The organism is Xanthomonas sp. 3498 (genome assembly GCF_014199795.1).
Classification (GTDB): Bacteria; Pseudomonadota; Gammaproteobacteria; order Xanthomonadales; family Xanthomonadaceae; genus Xanthomonas_A; species Xanthomonas_A rydalmerensis.
Map to the genome: position 1 here is coordinate 532,007 of NZ_JACHOH010000001.1, position 19,005 is coordinate 551,011.

Genomic DNA, 19,005 nt, shown 5'->3' on the forward strand with positions numbered 1-19,005 from the left:
CGGACCTGGCGCAGATGGTAGACGAGTTCGGTGCCGGCATCGGTCCGCGAACGCGGCCGCGACCCAGGCAGGGCAAGGCCCGACGTTCCGACGAACGGTCTTCACGCCACCCTCAAGGCGTTAGCTCGACGGCCGCTACACCCCTTACCACGTCGTGCGTCTGCTGTTCCCTCCCACCCCACCGGCAGCATGAATGAACCTACCCGCCCACCCCGCCGACGCGGGGATCGATGACCATATCCGCGCGGTCGTCGGCCTGTCCGACCAATTGCTCGGCCAGCTGCGCCGCTCGTTGCAGGGCATCGACGCGATCAACCGCACCACCCACATGATCTCGATGAACGCGCGCATCGAATCGGCGCGGATCGGCGCCGCCGGACGCGGCTTCAGCGTCATCGCGCAGGAAATGGACGGGCTGTCGCGACGCGTGGCCGAAGCCACGCAGGACCTGGACAAGGTCGCCGCGCGCACCAGCGCGGAGATGCGGCAGACGCTGGGCCGGCTGCAAGACGACGTGCGCCGCACCCGGCTCAGCGAACTGGCGCTGAGCAACATCGACCTGATCGACCGCAACCTCTACGAGCGCAGTTGCGACGTGCGCTGGTGGGCCACCGACGCCGCGGTCGTGGCGGCGGCACGCGCCGACAGCGACGCCGACGCACTGGCCTACGCATCGCGGCGCATGGGCCAGATCCTGGATTCGTACACGGTCTACTTCGACCTGATCCTCGCCGGCAGCGATGGCCGCATCCGCGCCAACGGCCGGCCGCGGCAGTTCGCCTCGGTCGGCAGCGACGTTTCCGCACAACCGTGGTTCGAGCAGGCCATGCGCACCCGCAGCGGCGAGGACTTCAGCTTTCAGGGCGTGCACCCCAGTGCGCTGGCCGATGGCGAGCGGGTGCTGGTGTACGCGTGCACGGTCCGCGAGGGGGGCCGCATCGATGGCCGCGTGCTCGGCGTGCTGGGCATCGTGTTCCGCTGGGACGCACTGGCGCAGACGATCGTGCAGCGCACGCCGCTGTCCGAATCCGAATGGGGCCGCAGCCGCGTCTGCATCGTCGACGCGCAGGGCCAGGTGCTGGCCGACTCGGCCGGACGCATGCTGCAGGAGCGGCTCGACTTCGACGGCCGCGAGGCCTTGTTCAAGCAACCGCGCGGCGCGGTGCTGATCGACCTCGATGACCGGCCGCACTGCATTGCGCATGCCGCCTCGCCCGGCTACGAAACCTACCGCACCGGCTGGCACTCGCTGATCCTGCAGGCGCTATAGTCGGTACACGACGCACCGCGTCCTGCGCAAAAAGCGGCAGCGGATCACAGGGCAGTGCGCGCTGCGTCAGGACGGTGCGCAGGTCACGCCATGCCGCATCGCGTTCGCGATCCGGCCACGAGCATCGCCGACACAGGTGTCGTCGCTGCCTGAACGCCGCTGCATGCCGTATTGACGGCGTCATTTCGCCATGCCTAAGCTCGTTGCGCCGCGCTGATGCCGGACCGACGCATCGCCTCGACGCGACCGGTGCACGCTGGATTGCAGACGCCACTCCCCAGGTAAACGGACATGACCATGAAACCCTTTCGCACCCTGCTGATCTCGACGCTGCTGGCCGCGTCCTTCGCCGCTCCCGCCCTGGCCGAAAAGGTCGACAATCCAGCGCTTTACACCCCTGATGCGGTCAAGAAGAACATCGTCATCGGCAAGACCACCAGGGAGCAGGTGCGCGCCATCTATGGCGAGCCCACCTATGTCTCCAGGACCTCCGGGAAAGAAGGCGGTTACGAGAAGTCGTGGAGCTATCGCCCCAGCGAATCCCACGGCGAGAAGGCGCGCAAGACCGCCACCGGCTTGCTGAAGCGCATGCTGCCCGGTTACTACACCGGCCCTGCGGTCAACGAGGCGCAGGAGCATGGTGTCGGCGCGCGCAACGTCAAGTCGTACGACCTGGAAGTGGAATTCGATGCCAAGGGCGTAGTCACCGATTACCAGCAGAGCGAAAGCAACGTCTCCAAGGACGCGCTGTAACGGCGGCTGAGACGGAGCCGGTGCTCATCGCGCCGTCTCCATCCGCAGCAGTCGGGCCGCCGTCGCGACGGCAAAGCCCATCACGCCACGCCCTATCACAGCAAAAAGGAGCGCCGATGCGCTCCTTTTTGTTTGCGTCCGTTCGCGGTGTCGCGGGCGTTCGACCGGCGGCGGCACGCCGCCGCGGTCGATGCCACAAGGCCGCGCCGTCCGCACTCGGCGAACGACGCCAGGCGTCTTACTTCGCCACCACCTTGACCATTTCCAGGCACTTGTTGGAGTAGCCCCACTCGTTGTCGTACCAGGACACCAGCTTGACGAAGGTGCCATCCAGGGCGATGCCGGCGTCGGCATCGAAGATCGAGGTGCGTGCGTCGCCGCGGAAATCGGTGGCCACCACCTTGTCCTCGGTGTAGCCGAGGATGCCCTTCAGCGCGCCTTCGCTCTGCGCCTTCACTTCGGCACAGATCTCGGCGTAGGTGGCCGGCTTCTCCAGTTCCACGGTCAGGTCGACCACCGACACGTCCGAGGTCGGCACGCGGAAGCTCATGCCGGTGAGCTTCTTGTTCAACTCCGGGATCACCACGCCGACCGCCTTGGCCGCGCCGGTGCTGGACGGGATGATGTTCTCCAGGATGCCGCGGCCGCCGCGCCAATCCTTGTTGCTCGGGCCGTCCACGGTCTTCTGGGTGGCGGTGGCCGCGTGCACGGTGGTCATCAGGCCACGCTTGATGCCCCACTTGTCGTTGATCACCTTGGCCAGCGGCGCCAGGCAGTTGGTGGTGCAGCTGGCGTTGGAGACGATGGCCTGGCCGGCATAGGTGCTGTCGTTGACGCCGTAGACGAACATCGGCGTGTCGTCCTTCGACGGCGCCGACAGGATCACTTTCTTGGCGCCGGCGTCCAGATGCTTCTGCGCGGTTTCCTTGGTCAGGAACAGGCCGGTGGATTCGATCACCACGTCCACGCCGACCTCGCCCCACTTCAGCGCCGCCGGATCGCGTTCCTGGGTCAGGCGGATCTTCTTGCCGTTGACCAGCAGGTGGCCGCCGTCGACCGACACCTCGCCCTCGAAGCGGCCGTGCACGGAGTCGTACTGCAGCATGTAGGCCAGATAATCCGGCTCCAGCAGGTCGTTGATGGCGACGATCTCGATGTCGCTGCCGAAATTCTGCACCGCCGAGCGCAGCACGTTGCGCCCGATGCGACCGAAACCGTTGATGCCGACCTTGATTGCCATTTCAGTAGCTCCTGCGGCCGCGCCTGGCGCGGCGGATGGAAGGGGAAATCCCATTCTAGCAGGCCAGCCGCGCCCCGCCGGACACGCCGGTTTGATCAGGATCAAGGCGCCACGGTGCGCCGCGCCGGACACTGCGCCCACACCCAACCGAGACTCCACCATGCGTACCCCCTCCCCCTTCCTGCTCACCGGCCTGGCCGCCGCCCTGACCCTGTGCGCCCTGCCGGCGCTGGCGCAGTCGCAAGGCGACTGGACCATCGGCATCGGCGCCCACCAGGTCAATCCGAAGTCCGACAACGGCGCGTTGGCCGGTGGCACCCTGCCGCTGCGCATCGACAGCAACATCCGCCCGACGGTGACCTTCGAGTATTTCGTGCAGCAGAACCTGGGCGTGGAAGTACTGGCCGCGCTGCCGTTCGAGCACGACATCAGCGTCAAGGGCGTGGGCAAGGTCGGCAGCACCAAGCATCTGCCGCCGGTGGTGTCGCTGCAGTACCACTTCAACAGTGCCGGCAAGGTCTCGCCGTTCATCGGCGCCGGCCTCAACTACACCACCTTCTTCAGCGAGAAGACCACCGGCGCGCTGGCCGGCAGCAAGCTCAAGCTGGACGACTCCTGGGGCCTGGCCGCGCACGCCGGCGTGGACATCGCGCTCACCGAAAAATCGGCGCTGCGCGTGGACATGCGCTGGATCGACATCGACAGCAAGGTGAAGGTCAACGGCAGCGACCTGGGCACCGCGCACATCGATCCGCTGGTGTACGGCCTGGCCTACGTGATGAAGTTCTGAAAAGGCTCCGGCGCCGCCGCCATGTGCGACGGCGCCGACAGGACTGGCGCCGTTCGCCGCGGTGGCGCCTCCCGGGCACCGGTCGCGCGCCAGGTCGGCAGCGGCCACGCACGCGGACACGCCGGTCGCAGCGCGTCCGCGGCGCTTCTCTGGCAGACTACGCGCCACACGGATGTGGATCGGCGCACGCCGGGCCGACACGGGGTTCGCATCCGCCCACTCGTCGTCCACCGGGGTCTCCCATGCCGCCACGCCTGTTCCGTCGCCTTGCCGTCGCCGCCATCGCCAGCATCGCCCTGCCCGCTGCGGCGCAATCGGCCGGCCATTTCACCACCAGCTACGGCCTGCACGGCATGGTGCCGGGCAGCTCCAACGGCACGCTGCGCGGCAGCGACCAGCGCTTCGACGCGGACACCGCGCCGGCCGTGTCATTCAGTTACGAGTACTTCTTCCGCGGCAACCTCGGCCTGGAGATCCAGGGCCTGGTCGGCCAGCAGAAGATCGGCGTGGACCGCGGCGGCGATATCGGCAGCGCCTGGATGCTCTCGCCCACCATCTCACTGCAGTACCACTTCAACGGCAACGGCGACATCTCCCCGTTCGTCGGCGCCGGCCTCAACTACACCGCCTTCCTCGGCAGCGACGGCAAGGGCGCGTTCTCGTCCAATGACGTGAAGTTCAAGGACAGCATCGGCCCGGCGCTGCACACGGGCGTGGACTTCGCCGTGGGCGAGCGCAGCGCGATCCGCGTGGACGCACGCTGGACCGGCATACGCAGCGACGTGGAGGTGGATGGCAGCAAGCTCGGCAAGGCCAAGCTCGATCCGGTCACCTACGGCGTCGCCTACCTGATGTATTTCTGAGCCAGCGCATCGGGCCGCATCCAAGGCGGCCCTGAGCGGCCGGCACACCTGCCGCGCCACGTTGTCGCCACGCTGAGCCGCAGCGCAACGGACCCGGCACGGGTCATGGCCGCGTCGTCGTCGCCGGCTAGAATCCGCGCATGAAAACCTCTTCCCTCGTTTGCACCGCGCTTGCCGCGGCCCTCGCCGCCGCGCCGTCCGCCGCTTTCGCCTGGGGCCCGCTGGGCCACCGCCTGGTCGCCGATCTCGCCGACACCCAACTCACCCCGGAAGCCCGCGCCCAGGTCCAGGCCCTGCTGCAGGGCGAACCCGAACCGACCCTGGCCGGCGTGGCCAACTGGGCCGACCAGCTCCGCGAACACGATCCCGACCTGGGCAAGCGCAGCGCGCGCTGGCACTACGTCAACCTGGCCGAGAACGACTGCCACTACGAACAGACCCGCGACTGCCCGGACGGCAACTGCGCGGTCGAGGCGCTGCGCCGCCAGGCCGCGATCCTCGCCGATCGCAGCCAGCCGCAGGCCGCGCGCGTGCAGGCACTGAAGTTCGTCGTGCATTTCACCGGCGACGTGCAGCAGCCGCTGCATGCCGGCTACGCTCGCGACAAGGGCGCCAACACCGTGCAGATCCAGTTCGATGGCAAGGGCACCAATCTGCACGCGCTGTGGGACAGCGGCCTGCTGCGCAGCCGTGGACTCGACGAACAGGCCTACCTGGCCGAGCTGGAAAAGCAGCCGTTGCCGGCGCCGTCCCCGGCCGGCAGCGCACTGCCGCCGCCAGCGGCCGCCTGGGCCGAGGCCTCCTGCAAGATCATGATGCGCCCGGGCTTCTATCCGCCTGGCGCCAAGCTGCCGGCCGATTACGTGACGACCTGGCGCCCGGTCGCCGAGGCGCAATTGCGCCAGGCCGGCGCCGACCTGGCGGCAACCTTGAACGCAGCGCTGGGCAAGTAAGCGCGGCGCACAGTGTAGGAGCGGCTTCAGCCGCGATGGGCTTGCCTGGGAAAGCACATCGCGGCTGAAGCCGCTCCTACAAGAGCACTTCTTACGCCACACCCGGCTGCGCCCGCGCCCAGCGCACGATCTCGGCGGTGCCGATGGCGCCGCTGTGCCGGCCGAGTTCGCGTCCCTGCCGCAGGAGAATCAGCGTCGGAATGCTGCGAATCCCGAAGCGCCCGGCCAGCGCCGGCTGCGCGTCGCTGTCGAGCTTGCCCAGGCGCAATTGCGGCTCCAGTTGCGCCGCTGCAGCGGCGAAATGCGGGGCCATGGTCCGGCACGGGCCGCACCACGGCGCCCAGACGTCCACCAGCACGGGAAGATCGCTGCGTTCGGCATGCGCGGCGAAGTTGTCCGCAGTCAGCGTCACCGGCGTGGCGTCGAACAAACCGCGATGGCAGCGCCCGCACTGCGGCGACGCCGACAGCTTCTCGCCCGGCACGCGATTGAGCGCGGCGCAGTGCGGGCAGGCGACATGCAGCGGCTCGCTCATGCCCCGGCCTCGATGCTCTTGTCACCGAGCAGCACGGTGCCCTGCGCATCCTTGACGGTGACCTGCACGTCGATGCCCTGGCGCACGCTCTGGGTGACCACGCAGAACTGCTCGAACTGGGCGAGGATCCGCTCCAGTTGCGCGTAGTCCTGGTTGGCGCCGGGCAACTGCAGTTCCACCGACGCCTGCGGAATGCGCCAGAACCCCTCCGGATTGCGCATCGGCGTGGCGGTGATGTGCGCGACCACACCGGCCGGATCGTTCTTGTACTTGCGCATCGCGAACAACAGGCTCGCCGCCAGGCAATTGGCGATGCCGGCCAGCAGGATGCGCGAGGGATTGGGGCCGCGCTCCTGGCCCAGCGGCGCGGCTTCGTCGCTCAGCCAGGGCTCCAGCGCGGTTTCGTCGAAGCGGATACGGAACGCGAAGTCCGTGTCCTGCTCCAGGGTGACGCGGATCGGATCGCCGATGGGCATGGCGGAGGCTCCACTGCGAAGAAGGGACTTGCGACTCTACGCCGGCACCGGGAACGGGATGTGGACGCATCGTCGCGCTCACGTCGCCGCTTCGCGCCGCGCCAGCGGGTAGTACAACAGCGGGATGACCAGCAGGGTCAGCGCGGTGCTGACCAGGATGCCGAACAGCAGCGCCACCGCCAGGCCGTTGAAGATCGGATCGTCGAGGATGAACAACGCGCCCAGCATCGCCGCCAGGCCGGTCAGCACGATCGGCGGCGCGCGCACCGCGCAGGCCTCGATCACCGCCTGTTCGGCGCTTCGCCCTTGCGCCAAGGCATGACGAATGAAGTCCACCAGCAGGATCGAGTTGCGCACGATGATGCCGGCCAGCGCGATCATGCCGATCATGCTGGTCGCGGTGAACTGCGCGCCGAGCAGGGCGTGGCCCGGCATCACTCCGATCACCGTCAGCGGAATCGGCGCCATGATCACCAGCGGCAGCAGATAGCTGCGGAACTGCGCCACCACCAGCAGATAGATCAGCAACAGGCCGACCGCGTAGGCGATGCCCATGTCGCGGAAGGTCTCGTAGGTGATCTGCCATTCGCCGTCCCACTTCACCGCGAAATCGCCGGTGTCGGCCGGCGGCGCGATGAAGTGCTGCTGCAGCGTCTGGCCGCCGGGCTGGGGCCGGCGCAGTTGCCCGACCAGGTCGAACATGCCGTACAGCGGGCTATCCAGGCGCCCGGCTTCGTCGCCGGTGACGTACACCACCGGCCGCAGGTCCTTGTGCGCGATGCTGTCGTCCCAGGGCAGGCGCTGCACCGCCACCAGTTCCGACAACGGCACCAGTTGCCCATCGCCGCCGCGCACGCGCAGCGCCAGCAGGCGTGCACTGGCGGCCTGCTCGGCAGCCGGCAGGCGCAGCCGCACCGGCTGTGCCACCTTGGAGGCGCCATCGTGCAGCCAGGTGACGTCCAGGCCCTGCACGGCCGTGGCCAGGGCGTCTGCGACAGCCGCCTGGCTCACGCCAAGGCGGGCGGCGCGGACCCGGTCCACCACCAGCGTTTCGCGGCTGGCCGCGCTCTCCACGCTGGTGTCGACATCGACCACGTTCGGCGTGCGCAGGAAGCGCTGCGCCAGCGCCAGGGCGATCTGGCGGCTGCGCGCATAGTCCGGCCCATACACCTCGGCCACCAACGGCGCCAGCACCGGCGGCCCCGGCGGCACCTCCACCACCTTCAGCGAGGCGCCATGCCGTCGCGCGATCGCTGCCAGCGGCGGCCGCAGCGCACGGGCGATGGCGTGGCTGTGGCGCGTGCGCTGGTGCTTGTCGACCAGGTTCACCTGCAGGTCGCCGACGTTGTTGCCGCTGCGCAGGAAGTACTGGCGCACCAGACCATTGAAGTTGACCGGCGCCGAGGTACCGGCGTAGCCCTGGTAATCGTGCACCTCCGGCGTGCGCTCGAGCACGCCGGACAGTTCCACCAACAGCGCGTCGGTCTCTTGCAGGGTGCTGCCCTCAGGCAAGTCGACCACGATCTGCAGTTCGGACTTGTCGTCGAACGGCAGCATCTTCAGCACCACCCACTGCAGCCCGACCAGGCCCACCGCGGCCAGCAGCAGGGCGGCGATGCCGGCGAACAGCCAGCCGCGCCGCCGCGCGCCGCGGACCGGATCCAGGAACGGGTGCAGCAAGCGCGCGAACAGGCGCTGCAGGCGCGGCGGCGCGTCGCCCCCCGCCTCTGCCTGCGCGGCTTGTACCGGCACATGGCGTTTCAGCAGCTTCAGCGCCAGCCACGGCGTCACCACCAGCGCGATCGCCAGCGACAACAGCATGCCGACCGAGGCATTGATCGGGATCGGCCGCATGTACGGCCCCATCAGGCCGCTGACGAAGGCCATCGGCATCAGCGCCGCGATCACGGTGAACGTGGCGAGGATGGTCGGACCGCCGACTTCGTCCACCGCCGGCGGAATCGCCTCGCGCAGGGTCTTGCCGCCGGCACGGAGATGGCGGTGGATGTTCTCGACCACCACGATGGCGTCATCGACCAGGATGCCGATCGAGAAGATCAGCGCGAACAACGACACGCGATTGAGGGTGAACCCCATCGCCCACGAGGCGAACAGCGTGAGCGCCAGGGTCAGCACCACCGCGCTGCCGACCACGATGGCCTCACGCCAGCCCAGCGCGAACAGCACCAGCAGCACCACCGAGGCGGTGGCGAACACCAGTTTGTGGATCAGCTTGCCGGCCTTGGCCGCCGCGCTGGCGCCATAGTCGCGCGTGACCTCCGCATGCACGCCCTGCGGCAGCAGCTCGCCACGCAAAGTCTGCAGGCGCGCACTCACAGCGCGGGTGAGCGCCGAGGCGTCGCTCCCCGGCTTCTTGGCGATGGCCAGGGTAACCGCCGGCGCTCGTCCCTGCGCCGGCGCGCCGCGCGCGGGCGGCGCGCCGTACCACACATACGCATCGGGCAGGTCGGCGCCGGCCTGCACCTGCGCCACGTCACGCAACTGCAGCGGCTGGCCACCGTGCATGCCGATCACCAGGTCGCGCACCGTATCGGCATCGGCCAGGAAGCGGCCGGCACTGAGCGGCACCGCGCGGCCGCCGCCGATCCGGTCGCCGAGCTGGCGCACCATGTTCGCGCCCTGCAGCGCCTGACCGAGGTCGGCCACGGTGAGGTCGTATGCGGCCAGCCGCGCCGGGTCCAGGGTCACCGTCAGCACCCGCGGCGGCGCACCGATGCTGTAGATGTCGCGCGTGCCGGGAATGCGCTTGAGTTCGGTTTCCAGCGTGCGCGCGATCGCGCCCAGGTCCGCGGCGCTGCGCTGCGGATCGTCGCTCCACAGGGTCACGCTCATCACCGGCACGTCGTCGATGCCCTTGGGCTTGATCAGCGGCGCGCTCGCGCCCATCCGCGTCGGCAGCACGTCCAGGTTGGAATACACCTGGTTGTACAGGCGCACCAGGGCGGTCTGGCGCGGCACCCCGACCTCGAACTCGACGGTCAGCACCGCCTGGCCCGGGCGGCTGACCGAGTACACGTGCTTGATGCCTTCGATCTCGTCGAGCTTCTGTTCCAGCGGCGCGCTCAGCAACTGCTCGACTTCGCGCGCATCGGCGCCGGGCAAGGCGACGAAGACATTGGCCATGGTCACGTCGATCTGCGGCTCTTCTTCGCGCGGGGTGACCGCCACCGCGACCAGGCCGAGCAGCAGGCCGAGCAGGGCCAGCAGTGGCGTCAGCGGATTGGCCTGGAAGAACGCCGCCAGGCGCCCGGACATGCCCATCTCAGCGCTCCGCCAGCGCGCGCCGCTGCGCCGCCAGCGCCTGTCCGGCGGCGACCGGGTCGCGCACCACACGCTCGCCCGCGCGCAACCCGGCCAGCACTTCCACCCGCTGTGCATCGCGCCGCCCGATCCGCAGCTGACGCAGGATCAGCCGCCCATCGGCCAGGACATAGGCGGCGCTGAGCTCGCCTCGCTGCAACAACGCCGAGCGTGGAATCCTCAACGGCACCGCCTCCGCGGCAGCGCCGACGGCCAGCGCAAAGCCGACCTTGGCCGTGGTGCCCGGCGCCGGGGCCGGCTGCAGCGCCGGCAGCGGCACCCGCACCGTCACGCTGTGGCTGCGCGGATCGGCGGTGGGGAACACCGCCACCTGCGGAACCTGCAGGCTGCGCCCATCATCCAGCCGCACCTGCGCGCGCGGCGCGGCACGGATCGCCTCCGCATCGGACTGCGGCACCTGCACCTCGATGCGCTGCGCGCCGGGCACGTACAGCGACAGCAACGCCTGCCCGGCCGCCACCGCCTCGCCCGGCTGCACCTGGCGCGCGCTGATCACCCCGGCAAACGGCGCGCGCACCAGCGTGTACTCGGCCGGCTGTTGCGCCTGGGCCAGTTGCGCGGCGGCCGCGGCGCGGGCCGCGCTGGCCGCATCGCGGGTGGCGCGGGCCTGATCCAGTTGTGCGCGCGACACGTACTGCGCGTCGGCCAGGGCGGCATAGCGGCGGTAGCTGGCCTCGGCCTCGCCGGCGCTGGCCATGGCAGCGCGCAGCTGCGCCTGTGCGCTGTCGACACCGGCGCGCTGTTCCACCGCGCTCAGTTGCAGCAGCACCTGGCCGGCGGCGACCCGATCGCCCACGTCCACCGCGACGCTGCGCACCCGACCGCCGGTCTGCGCGCTCAGCTCCGCATGTTCCACCGCGGCGACCACGCCATCCCAGGAGCGGGACCCTATCGCCACGGCTTCCACCGGCGCGGTCGCCAGCACCGGCAATGGCGGCGGCGCAACGGCAGCGGCGTCATGGCGGCAGCCGGCGAGCGCCAGCATGGCCAGCGACGCGAACACAGCGGGCAGGGCCGCGCGGACGCTCCGGCGCAACGTCGTGGCGGCAGCCGTGCCCGTGCAGCGCCGCCGTCCGGCGTTCTCCGCGTCCCAGATCGGCCAACGACGCACATGCATGATCGAACTCCAGAAGGAAAGGCGGGTTTGCGCCGTCGACGGGCGATGCCCCGCGGCGGCGGTTGCGACCGCGCAAGGCTGGCCGCGAGATAAATTAGAATTTTCTTATATTAGAGTCAACTGATATGATGTGCACACTTTCCCGCCGAGCACCCCCAATGCCCGTCTCCTCCGCTCAAGCCCTGGTCGATCGCGCACGCGCGCAAATCCACGAAACTCCCGTCCACACCGATGCCGCCGCCACGCCGCTGCCCGGCGAATGGATCATCGACGTGCGCGAACCCGGCGAGTTCGCCATGGGCCACCTGCCCAACGCCATCAACATCCCGCGCGGCATCCTCGAGTTCCGCCTCGATGCCGATCCGGCGCTGGCCCGGCGCGACCAGCCGATCCTGCTGTACTGCGCCAGCGGCGGCCGCTCCACGCTAGCGGCGCTGAGCCTGCAGCACCTGGGCTACACCGCGGTGCGCTCGCTGACCGGTGGCTTCCTCGGCTGGACCGCGGCCGGCGGCCCGGTCGATTTCTGAGCCCATGCCGCGCCGCGCCGCGCCCGCCCTGGATCCTGCCGCGATGCGTGCGCACGCCAGCGAGGCCGCACGCCTGCTGAAGGCGCTCGGCAACGAGAAGCGGCTGCTGCTGTTGTGTCTGTTGGTGGACAGCGAACAATCGGTCGGTGAACTCAACGCGCGCGTGGAGTTGAGCCAGTCGGCGCTATCGCAACATCTGGCGCTGCTGCGCGAGGATGGGCTGGTGCAGACCCGTCGCGACGGCCAGACCATCTATTATTCGCTGGTGCCCGGCCCGGTGCAGCGCATCCTCGAGGTGCTGCACGGCATCTACTGCAGCGCCGCGCCGCCCGCCGCCACCAGGAGCGATCGATGAGCCAGCGTCCGCACGTCCATCCCTTCCACCATGCCGGTTCCGGCACCTGGAGCTACGTGGTCGAGGACGGCCAGGACGCCGCGGTGATCGACCCGGTGGTCGGCTACGATCCGCAGACCGGCGCGCTGGACGACGCACCGGCGCAGGCCCTGGCCGAGTGCCTGGGCGAACGTGGACTGCACTTGCGCTGGATCCTGGAGACCCACGCCCACGCCGACCATGTCTCCGCGGCGCAGTGGTTCAAGCAGCGCTGGCCGCAGGCGACGCTGGCGATCGGCGACGGCATCCGCGAGGTGCGCGCCCGCTTCGCGCCGCAGTTCGGCTTGGACACAGAGGCGCAAACGCAGGCGCGCTGCGGCTTCGATCACCTGTTCGCCGATGGCGAGCGCTTCGCAATCGGCGAAATGCAGGCGCAGGTGATCGCGGTACCCGGCCACACCGGCGACAGCGTCGCCTACCTGATCGGCGATGCGCTGTTCCCGGGCGATTCGCTGTTCATGCCCGACAGCGGCACCGCGCGCTGCGATTTCCCCGGCGGCGACGCGGCCACGCTGTACCGCTCGATCCAGCGGTTGTACGCACTGCCGGAGGCGACACGCGTGTTCGTGTGCCACGACTACGGCGCCGGCGGCCGCGCGGTCGCCTGCCAGACCAGCATCGGCGAACAGCGCCGCGCCAACATCCACGTGCGCGACGGCATCGACGAAGCGGCCTTCGTCGCCTTGCGCCAGGCGCGCGATGCGACGCTGGCCGAGCCGCGGCTGATGCAGCCATCGGTGCGCGCCAATATCCAGGCCGGCCGCACCGACGATCTGGCACCGCCCACGCACTGAAGACGCTAGGATGCGGGCATGCAACGATCCCGCTTACTCGCCCTGCTCTGCCTGAGCCTTGTCTGCATGCAGACCCGGGCGCAGACCGCACCCGCGCCCGGCGACGCCGCAACGCACGCCGCCGGCGCCCTGCCCATCGCCCTCGACCCGACCGCGCTGGCCGCGGTTCCACGCGAGCGGATCGTCGCGCAGGCGCACGGCCAGCGCCTGGACTGCGAAGGCGTGGCGCTCGCCGCCCTGTTGCAGGCGCAACACGCGATGCCGACCGAGCCACTGCGTGGCGCGCAGTTGCAACGCCGGATCGAGGTCGTCGCACGCGACGGCTACACCGCCGTGTTCGCCCTGGCCGAGCTGGACCCGACCCTGGGGGCGCGGCGCGTGCTGCTGGTCGACCGCTGCGGTGGCGAGCCACTCGCGGCCGACGCGGGGCCACTGCGCCTGATCGTGCCGCAGGACCAACGGCCGGCGCGATGGGTGCGCCAGGTTCGCGCGATCACCGTCATCACCCCCTGATCCTCTGGAGCCGCTCATGCCCCGTTTCCTGCGCCGCTTGTGCCTGTTCGTCCTCGCCGCCGCCATCGCGCTGCCATCGGCCGCCGCGCAAACCCCGCTGACCGTGTTCGCCGCCGCCAGCCTCAAGGAATCGCTGGACGAGGCCGCCAGCGCCTACCAGCGCGCGCGCGGCACCCCGGTACAGGTGTCCTATGCCGCCAGCTCCACGCTGGCCCGGCAGGTGGAACAGGGCGCGCCGGCGGACGTGTTCGTGTCCGCCGACCAGGAATGGATGGACTACCTGCAGCAGCGCAAGCTGATCGACCCGGCGCTGCGCCGCGACCTGCTCGGCAACACCCTGGTGCTGGTGGCGCCGGCCGCCAGCACGGCGCATGTCGATCTGCGCAAGCCCGGCGCGCTGCTCGCCGCGCTCGGGGCGCAGGGCCGCCTGGCGGTCGGCCAGACCGCCAGCGTGCCCGCCGGCAAGTACGCACGCGCCGCGCTGCAGGCGCTGGGCCAGTGGGACAGCCTGCAGCCGCGCCTGGCCGAGAGCGAGAGCGTGCGCAGCGCGCTGATGCTGGTGGCACGCGGCGAGGCCCCGCTGGGCATCGTCTACGGCTCCGACGCCCAGGCCGAGCCGAAGGTGCGGGTGGTGGCGACTTTCCCCGCCGACAGCCATGCACCGATCGTGTATCCGGTGGCGCCGCTGCGCGCGAGCACGCAAGGCAAGGCCGCCGCCGATTTCGTGCGCTGGCTGGGCACGCCGCCGGCACAGGCGATCTTCCGTCGCCACGGATTCTCTCTCGCCCACTGAGGCCTGCCGTTGTTCGAGTTCACCGCGCAGGAACTGACCGCGATCGCGCTGAGCGTCAAGGTCGCGCTGGTCGCGGCGCTGGCCAGCCTGCCGTTCGCGGTGGCCTGCGGCTGGCTGCTGGCGCGGCGCCGCTTCTTCGGCAAATCGTTGCTGGACGCGCTACTGCACCTGCCGCTGGTGATGCCGCCGATCGTCACCGGCTATGCGCTGCTGCAGCTGTTCGGCCTGCAGGGTCCGATCGGCGGCTGGCTGTTCGAACATCTCGGTGTGCAGTTCGCGTTCCGCTGGACCGGCGCGGCGCTGGCCAGCGCAGTGATGGGCTTTCCGCTGATGGTGCGGGCGATCCGCCTGGCCCTGGAATCCACCGACCGCCGCCTGGAAGCGGCCGCCGCCACGCTCGGCGCCGGCCCATGGCGGGTGTTCTTCACCATCACCCTGCCGCTGGCGTGGCCGGGGGTGGTCGCCGGCGGCGTGCTCGGCTTCGCCAAGGCGCTGGGCGAGTTCGGCGCCACCATCACCTTCGTCTCCAACATTCCCGGCCAGACCCAGACCCTGGCCTCGGCGATCTACGGCCTGCTGCAGGTGCCCGGCGCCGAGGCCGGCATCTGGCGGCTGGCGGCAGTGGCGCTGGCGATCTCGCTGGGCGCCCTGCTGGCCTCCGAATGGCTGGTCCGGCGCCAGCGCGGCGCGGAAGCGGACGCATGAGCCGCGCATGCGCCCGGAGCCGGCACCGATGCTGAGCATCGACCTGCACCTGCACCGTGGCCGTTTCGCCCGCCACGTGCGCATCGAGGAGCAGGCGCGCGTGGTCGCCCTGGTCGGCCCGTCCGGCGCCGGCAAGACCAGCCTGCTCAACGCCATCGCCGGCGTGCTGACGCCGCGCAGCGGGCGCATCGCCATCGATGGCCGCGTGCTGTACGACAGCACCGCCGGCATCGACCTGCCGGCGCACCGCCGCGGCATCGGTTACGTGTTCCAGGACGCGCGGCTGTTCCCGCACATGGACGTGCGCCGCAACCTCGGCTACGGCCGCCACGGCCGCGGCCAGCCGGCACGCTTCGCACTGGACGCAGTGGTCGAGCTGCTCGGCATCGGCGCCCTGCTCGGGCGGCGCCCCGACACGCTCTCCGGCGGCGAAGCGCAGCGCGTGGCGATCGGCCGCGCATTATTGGCGCAGCCGTCGCTGCTGCTGTTCGACGAACCGCTGTCGGCGCTGGACGCCGATCGCCGCAGCGAACTCATTCCCTACCTGCAACGCGTGCGCGACGAAGTGCGCCTGCCGATGCTCTACGTCAGCCACCAGGCCGAGGAAGTGGCGCGCATCGCCGACGCGGTGCATCGGCTGGACTGACGCCGACACCGCGTTCACCGCCGCTGGCGAGACTGGGTTCTCCGCCCGCCAGCACACTTCGCATGCGCCGCTACCGCAAGCTCGACTTCCCCACGCAGGAGGTCCGCCGCTTTCTCGAGCCGGGCCCGGTGGTGCTGGTCAGTTCGGCCTGGAAGCAGCAGCGCGACATCATGACCATGGGCTGGCATATGGTGCTGGAGTTCTCGCCGTCGCTGCTTGCCTGCTGCATTTCCAGCGCCAACCACAGCTTCGACCTGATCCGGCGCAGCCGGCAATGCGTGATCAACCTGCCCACCGCCGACCTGGTCGACACCGTGGTCGGCATCGGCAATACCAGCGGCGCGGAGCTGGACAAGTTCGCGCACTTCGGCCTCAGCGCGGTACCCGCCACCCACGTGGCCGCGCCGCTGATCGCCGAGTGCTACGCCAGCTTCGAATGCCGCCTGCACGACGGCAGCCAGATCGGCAAACACGGCCTGTTCGTGTGGGAGGTGGTCAAGGCGCACGTCGCCGCCTCGCCCAAGCGGCCGCGCACCCTGCACTACCGTGGCGACGGCCGCTTCATGCTGTCCGGCCCGGAGATCTCGCGGCGGCGCCTGTTCAAGCCGGAGATGCTGTAGCCCCGCGCGGATCGCGCCGCTGTCAGTGGAGCGGAACGGAAGCGGACAATCCCTGTGCCGCCCCGCCCGAGCGAGGACCACGGGCATCCGGAAGACCGTCCTGGCCGGATGCCCCAGCCGCCGGCTCAGCGCACGCCGCTCACGCGACCGGACTGCACGCTGGCCTTGCCCTGCCGGACCTCGAAGGTGAACGCGTAGGCCAGCGTCACCGGCACTTCCTGCACCGACTGCGCGTCGTCGCAGTGCCCGTCCTGCGCCGGCCGCTGCGCCGGATCGGCATAGGTACAGATGGCCGCCGGCACGAAGCGCCACTGCGCGACCGCGTCCTGTACCGCCTGCAGCAGATCGGCCATCTCCGGCTGCGCGCCCGCGCTGCAATCCGGGCGATCGTCCAGCAGCGCGCTGCGCTCCACCGCGCCTTGTGCGGACAGGACCACGCGCACACAGACCGTGGTCGGGGACAGGCTGCGGCGCGGCGAATCGGCCGGCAGCTGCGGGGTCGGTGCCTGCAGCGGTTGCGGCATGCGGAACACCTGCTGCGGCTGCATCTGATACGACTGCACCGCGGCCGCGCCCGGCGCCGCGCCGAAGCCCGTTTCCAGCATGCGCTGATCCACCGAGTCGATCCGTTGGGTCTGCTGCGGGGCCTCCCGTGGCACCTGGCTGGCGCAGCCGGTCAAGCCGAGTGCGAGCAGCATGCCGGTTCGCCAGTGCGCCTTCATCGCACGGTCCGCACCATGCCGCACAGCGGCGCGGCACCGCCCGTGCCCGGGAATACCTTGTCGCACAGGCTCGCCACCGCATCGCCGGCACCTTCGCCCAGGCGGTACCAGCGGTAATCGGCGGCCTCGGCGACGCCCGCCGGCGCCTCCACCGGATCCATCTCCACGTCGAACGCCACCGGGATCTTCATGCGGCTGGGCACGGGGCTGCCGTGTTCGGTCGCCGGAGAGAACCGCCACTTCCAAGCGGCGGACACCGCCGCCGCATCCAATGCCGCACTGCCGCTGCCATGATCCAGCACGCGCACACCGCTGGGCGTTCCGTGCGCGTCGAGGTCGATCAGCAGCATCACCTTCCCGGAGACGCCGCCACGCACGGCGGCTTCGGGATACTTCGGCGGGGTCATGTCGATCACCTTGGCGGGCCGCGTGGTCGCCCGCGCTTTGGCAGATCCGCGCTGCGGCACGGGTGCCTGTGCGCTGTCCATCTCGCTGGCAACCAACTCGCGCGCCATCCCGCCGACCGGCGCAGCGCTAGGCAGCGCCAACACCACGGCACTCCCGCTCAACGCAGCCAGCGTCACCACCGCGATGCCGGCACGACGCCGCCAGCCGCGCACCGCCGGACGCCGCAGCAGGGCAATGCGCTGGCACAACACGCTACCCGCCTGCCAATGGCAGCCCACCGGCAAGGCCAGCGCATCCAGTTGCGTCTGCAGCATCGCCTCGGCGTAGTGGCGGCGCGTGCCGGGATGGCGTGCCAGCACCGCCGCATCGCAGGCCAGTTCCTGATCCAGGCGGAAGCGCGTGGCCGCCCAGTGCAGCAGCGGATTGAACCAGTACACGCAGCGCAGCGCGGCGAGCAACAGATTGCAGCGGGTATCGCCGCGGGCGATGTGCATGCGCTCGTGCGCCAGCACCAGCTGCGCCTGCGGCGGCGGATAGCGCGCGGCGAAATCCATCGGCACCACCACCTGCGGCCGCCACGCGCCCAGCACCAGCGGCCCGTGCGACGCATGTTCGGCGACCAGCACACCCTCCTCATCCCGCCGCAAGCGACCCAGGCTGCGCCGATAGCGGCGCTGTTGCCGCCACAGCACGGCCGCCGAGGCCAACGCACCTGCCAGCCACACCGCCAGCAACCACACCGTGGCGTGGCCGTTCGCCGGGGCGCCGCCATCCGCGGACATCTGCGCCTGTGGCGCGCCGACCAGCACCGCCGGCATGTCCAGCACCAACCCCGCCGGCAACGATGGACGCCAGCCACTCGGCAACAGCGCCACCAGCAGCGCCAGCGGCACCGCCGTCCATAGCGCGTAGGCGATGCTGGCGCCGAACGCGCGCCGCATCGGCACGCGCAGCGCCAACACAGCCGCGATGGCCACGCTGACGACCAGCGCGGTGCTACCGAGGTCCCTCACGATCCCGTCAATGCTCATCGTCCAGCTCCTGGATCAGTCGTTTGAGTTCGGCGATATCGGCGTCGCTGAGCTTGCCGCGCTCGCTGAAGTGCGCCACCAGCGGCGCGATACGGCCGCCGAACAGGCGGTCGAGCAGGCCTTCGCTCTGCTGCTGCACCCACTGCGCGCGCTGCAGCAGGGGCGTGTACAGATAGCGGCGGCCTTGTTTGTCGGCGCGGATCGCGCCCTTGTTGAGCAAGCGGTTGAGCAGGGTCTTGACCGTGGGTTCGGCCCAGCCGCCATGGCCGGACAAGGTGGCGAACACCTCCTCGGCGCTGAGCGGGTGGCGCTCCCACAGCACCTCCATGACCACGGCTTCCGCATCGCTGATCGACATCCGTTTACACCCGTAAATTTTCATCGATTACACGAGTAAACAAATCCGCTGTCAAGCGCTTTTTCCAATCCCGGTGCCGCCGCCGCGCCAGGTACCGCACCGCCAACACCAGGCGACGAGTGCCGCAGCGCGCGGACACTACGGCGACAGCGAAC

At 70.1% G+C, this 19,005-nt stretch carries 21 protein-coding genes; 13 read left to right on the forward strand and 8 right to left on the reverse strand.

Translation table 11 applies throughout. The annotated features are described in order from the left end of the window. The first annotated feature begins 193 nt into the window (after window positions 1-193). Together GGR66_RS02115 and GGR66_RS02120 are read left to right on the forward strand one after the other, a co-directional pair. A complete protein-coding gene (locus GGR66_RS02115; protein ID WP_184447043.1) occupies window positions 194-1,270 on the forward strand; it encodes a methyl-accepting chemotaxis protein in 1,077 nt (358 codons plus the stop codon). 291 nt (window positions 1,271-1,561) lie between these two features. Next, window positions 1,562-2,023, forward strand: coding sequence for a hypothetical protein (locus tag GGR66_RS02120; protein ID WP_184447044.1), 462 nt, complete (start codon window positions 1,562-1,564; stop codon window positions 2,021-2,023). Between the two features lie 238 nt (window positions 2,024-2,261). Here the strand turns inward: GGR66_RS02120 and gap are convergent, their stop codons facing one another. Beyond that, on the reverse strand, window positions 2,262-3,263 hold the full coding sequence (gap, locus tag GGR66_RS02125; RefSeq protein ID WP_043094937.1) for a type I glyceraldehyde-3-phosphate dehydrogenase: 1,002 nt from the start codon (window positions 3,261-3,263) through the stop codon (window positions 2,262-2,264). Window positions 3,264-3,423: 160 nt separating this feature from the next. Here gap and GGR66_RS02130 point away from each other — a divergent pair, with 160 nt between their 5' ends. From GGR66_RS02130 to GGR66_RS02140, 3 genes are all read left to right on the forward strand, one after another. Continuing rightward, on the forward strand, window positions 3,424-4,053 hold the full coding sequence (locus GGR66_RS02130; protein ID WP_184447045.1) for an OmpW family outer membrane protein: 630 nt from the start codon (window positions 3,424-3,426) through the stop codon (window positions 4,051-4,053). Window positions 4,054-4,295: 242 nt separating this feature from the next. After that, window positions 4,296-4,916 (forward strand): OmpW family outer membrane protein, encoded by a 621-nt coding sequence (locus GGR66_RS02135; RefSeq protein WP_184447046.1) that lies wholly within the window; start codon window positions 4,296-4,298, stop codon window positions 4,914-4,916. A 140-nt stretch (window positions 4,917-5,056) separates the two neighbouring features. Further along, window positions 5,057-5,869, forward strand: a complete 813-nt coding sequence (locus tag GGR66_RS02140) for a S1/P1 nuclease (RefSeq protein WP_184447047.1) — start codon at window positions 5,057-5,059, stop codon at window positions 5,867-5,869. A gap of 91 nt (window positions 5,870-5,960) precedes the next feature. On the opposite strand, the gene trxC is transcribed toward GGR66_RS02140, so the two are convergent. The 4 genes from trxC to GGR66_RS02160 form a co-directional block, all read right to left on the reverse strand. After that, window positions 5,961-6,404, reverse strand: a complete 444-nt coding sequence (gene trxC, locus GGR66_RS02145) for a thioredoxin TrxC (protein ID WP_184447048.1) — start codon at window positions 6,402-6,404, stop codon at window positions 5,961-5,963. Next, on the reverse strand, window positions 6,401-6,880 hold the full coding sequence (locus tag GGR66_RS02150; protein ID WP_184447049.1) for an OsmC family protein: 480 nt from the start codon (window positions 6,878-6,880) through the stop codon (window positions 6,401-6,403). Before GGR66_RS02150 ends, trxC begins: the two co-directional genes overlap by 4 nt. 78 nt (window positions 6,881-6,958) lie before the next feature. Then, a complete protein-coding gene (locus tag GGR66_RS02155; RefSeq protein WP_184447050.1) occupies window positions 6,959-10,162 on the reverse strand; it encodes an efflux RND transporter permease subunit in 3,204 nt (1,067 codons plus the stop codon). A 1-nt stretch (window position 10,163) separates the two neighbouring features. Continuing rightward, window positions 10,164-11,339, reverse strand: coding sequence for an efflux RND transporter periplasmic adaptor subunit (locus tag GGR66_RS02160; protein WP_184447051.1), 1,176 nt, complete (start codon window positions 11,337-11,339; stop codon window positions 10,164-10,166). 158 nt (window positions 11,340-11,497) lie between these two features. Between GGR66_RS02160 and GGR66_RS02165 the strand changes: the two genes are divergently transcribed. The 8 genes from GGR66_RS02165 (at window position 11,498) to GGR66_RS02200 (ending at window position 16,331) form a co-directional block, all read left to right on the forward strand. Beyond that, the gene (locus GGR66_RS02165) at window positions 11,498-11,866 is read left to right on the forward strand and encodes a rhodanese-like domain-containing protein (RefSeq protein ID WP_160965436.1); all 369 of its coding nucleotides are present in this window, start codon (window positions 11,498-11,500) and stop codon (window positions 11,864-11,866) included. Between the two features lie 4 nt (window positions 11,867-11,870). After that, the gene (locus tag GGR66_RS02170) at window positions 11,871-12,221 is read left to right on the forward strand and encodes a metalloregulator ArsR/SmtB family transcription factor (protein WP_184447052.1); all 351 of its coding nucleotides are present in this window, start codon (window positions 11,871-11,873) and stop codon (window positions 12,219-12,221) included. Continuing rightward, window positions 12,218-13,054, forward strand: a complete 837-nt coding sequence (locus GGR66_RS02175; protein ID WP_184447053.1) for an MBL fold metallo-hydrolase — start codon at window positions 12,218-12,220, stop codon at window positions 13,052-13,054. The genes GGR66_RS02170 and GGR66_RS02175 overlap by 4 nt, the downstream gene beginning before the upstream one ends. An 18-nt stretch (window positions 13,055-13,072) precedes the next feature. After that, the gene (locus GGR66_RS02180) at window positions 13,073-13,567 is read left to right on the forward strand and encodes a hypothetical protein (RefSeq protein ID WP_160965430.1); all 495 of its coding nucleotides are present in this window, start codon (window positions 13,073-13,075) and stop codon (window positions 13,565-13,567) included. A 16-nt stretch (window positions 13,568-13,583) separates the two neighbouring features. After that, window positions 13,584-14,360, forward strand: coding sequence for a molybdate ABC transporter substrate-binding protein (modA, locus tag GGR66_RS02185; RefSeq protein ID WP_184447054.1), 777 nt, complete (start codon window positions 13,584-13,586; stop codon window positions 14,358-14,360). Window positions 14,361-14,369: 9 nt separating this feature from the next. Next, complete coding sequence (gene modB / locus GGR66_RS02190) at window positions 14,370-15,065, forward strand: molybdate ABC transporter permease subunit (RefSeq protein ID WP_184447055.1); 696 nt, start codon at window positions 14,370-14,372, stop codon at window positions 15,063-15,065. 28 nt (window positions 15,066-15,093) lie between these two features. After that, window positions 15,094-15,711 (forward strand): ATP-binding cassette domain-containing protein, encoded by a 618-nt coding sequence (locus GGR66_RS02195; RefSeq protein ID WP_184447445.1) that lies wholly within the window; start codon window positions 15,094-15,096, stop codon window positions 15,709-15,711. Window positions 15,712-15,773: 62 nt separating this feature from the next. Then, window positions 15,774-16,331: a flavin reductase family protein gene (locus tag GGR66_RS02200; protein WP_184447056.1), complete on the forward strand. Its 558-nt coding sequence runs from the start codon at window positions 15,774-15,776 to the stop codon at window positions 16,329-16,331. 125 nt (window positions 16,332-16,456) lie between these two features. Here the strand turns inward: GGR66_RS02200 and GGR66_RS02205 are convergent, their stop codons facing one another. The 3 genes from GGR66_RS02205 to GGR66_RS02215 are packed head-to-tail and all read right to left on the reverse strand — an operon-like array spanning window position 16,457 to window position 18,850. Then, the gene (locus tag GGR66_RS02205) at window positions 16,457-17,053 is read right to left on the reverse strand and encodes a hypothetical protein (RefSeq protein ID WP_184447057.1); all 597 of its coding nucleotides are present in this window, start codon (window positions 17,051-17,053) and stop codon (window positions 16,457-16,459) included. Further along, window positions 17,050-18,492, reverse strand: a complete 1,443-nt coding sequence (locus GGR66_RS02210) for a TonB family protein (RefSeq protein ID WP_184447058.1) — start codon at window positions 18,490-18,492, stop codon at window positions 17,050-17,052. Before GGR66_RS02210 ends, GGR66_RS02205 begins: the two co-directional genes overlap by 4 nt. Further along, on the reverse strand, window positions 18,482-18,850 hold the full coding sequence (locus GGR66_RS02215) for a BlaI/MecI/CopY family transcriptional regulator (protein ID WP_184447059.1): 369 nt from the start codon (window positions 18,848-18,850) through the stop codon (window positions 18,482-18,484). Before GGR66_RS02215 ends, GGR66_RS02210 begins: the two co-directional genes overlap by 11 nt. Between the last annotated feature and the right edge of the window lie 155 nt (window positions 18,851-19,005).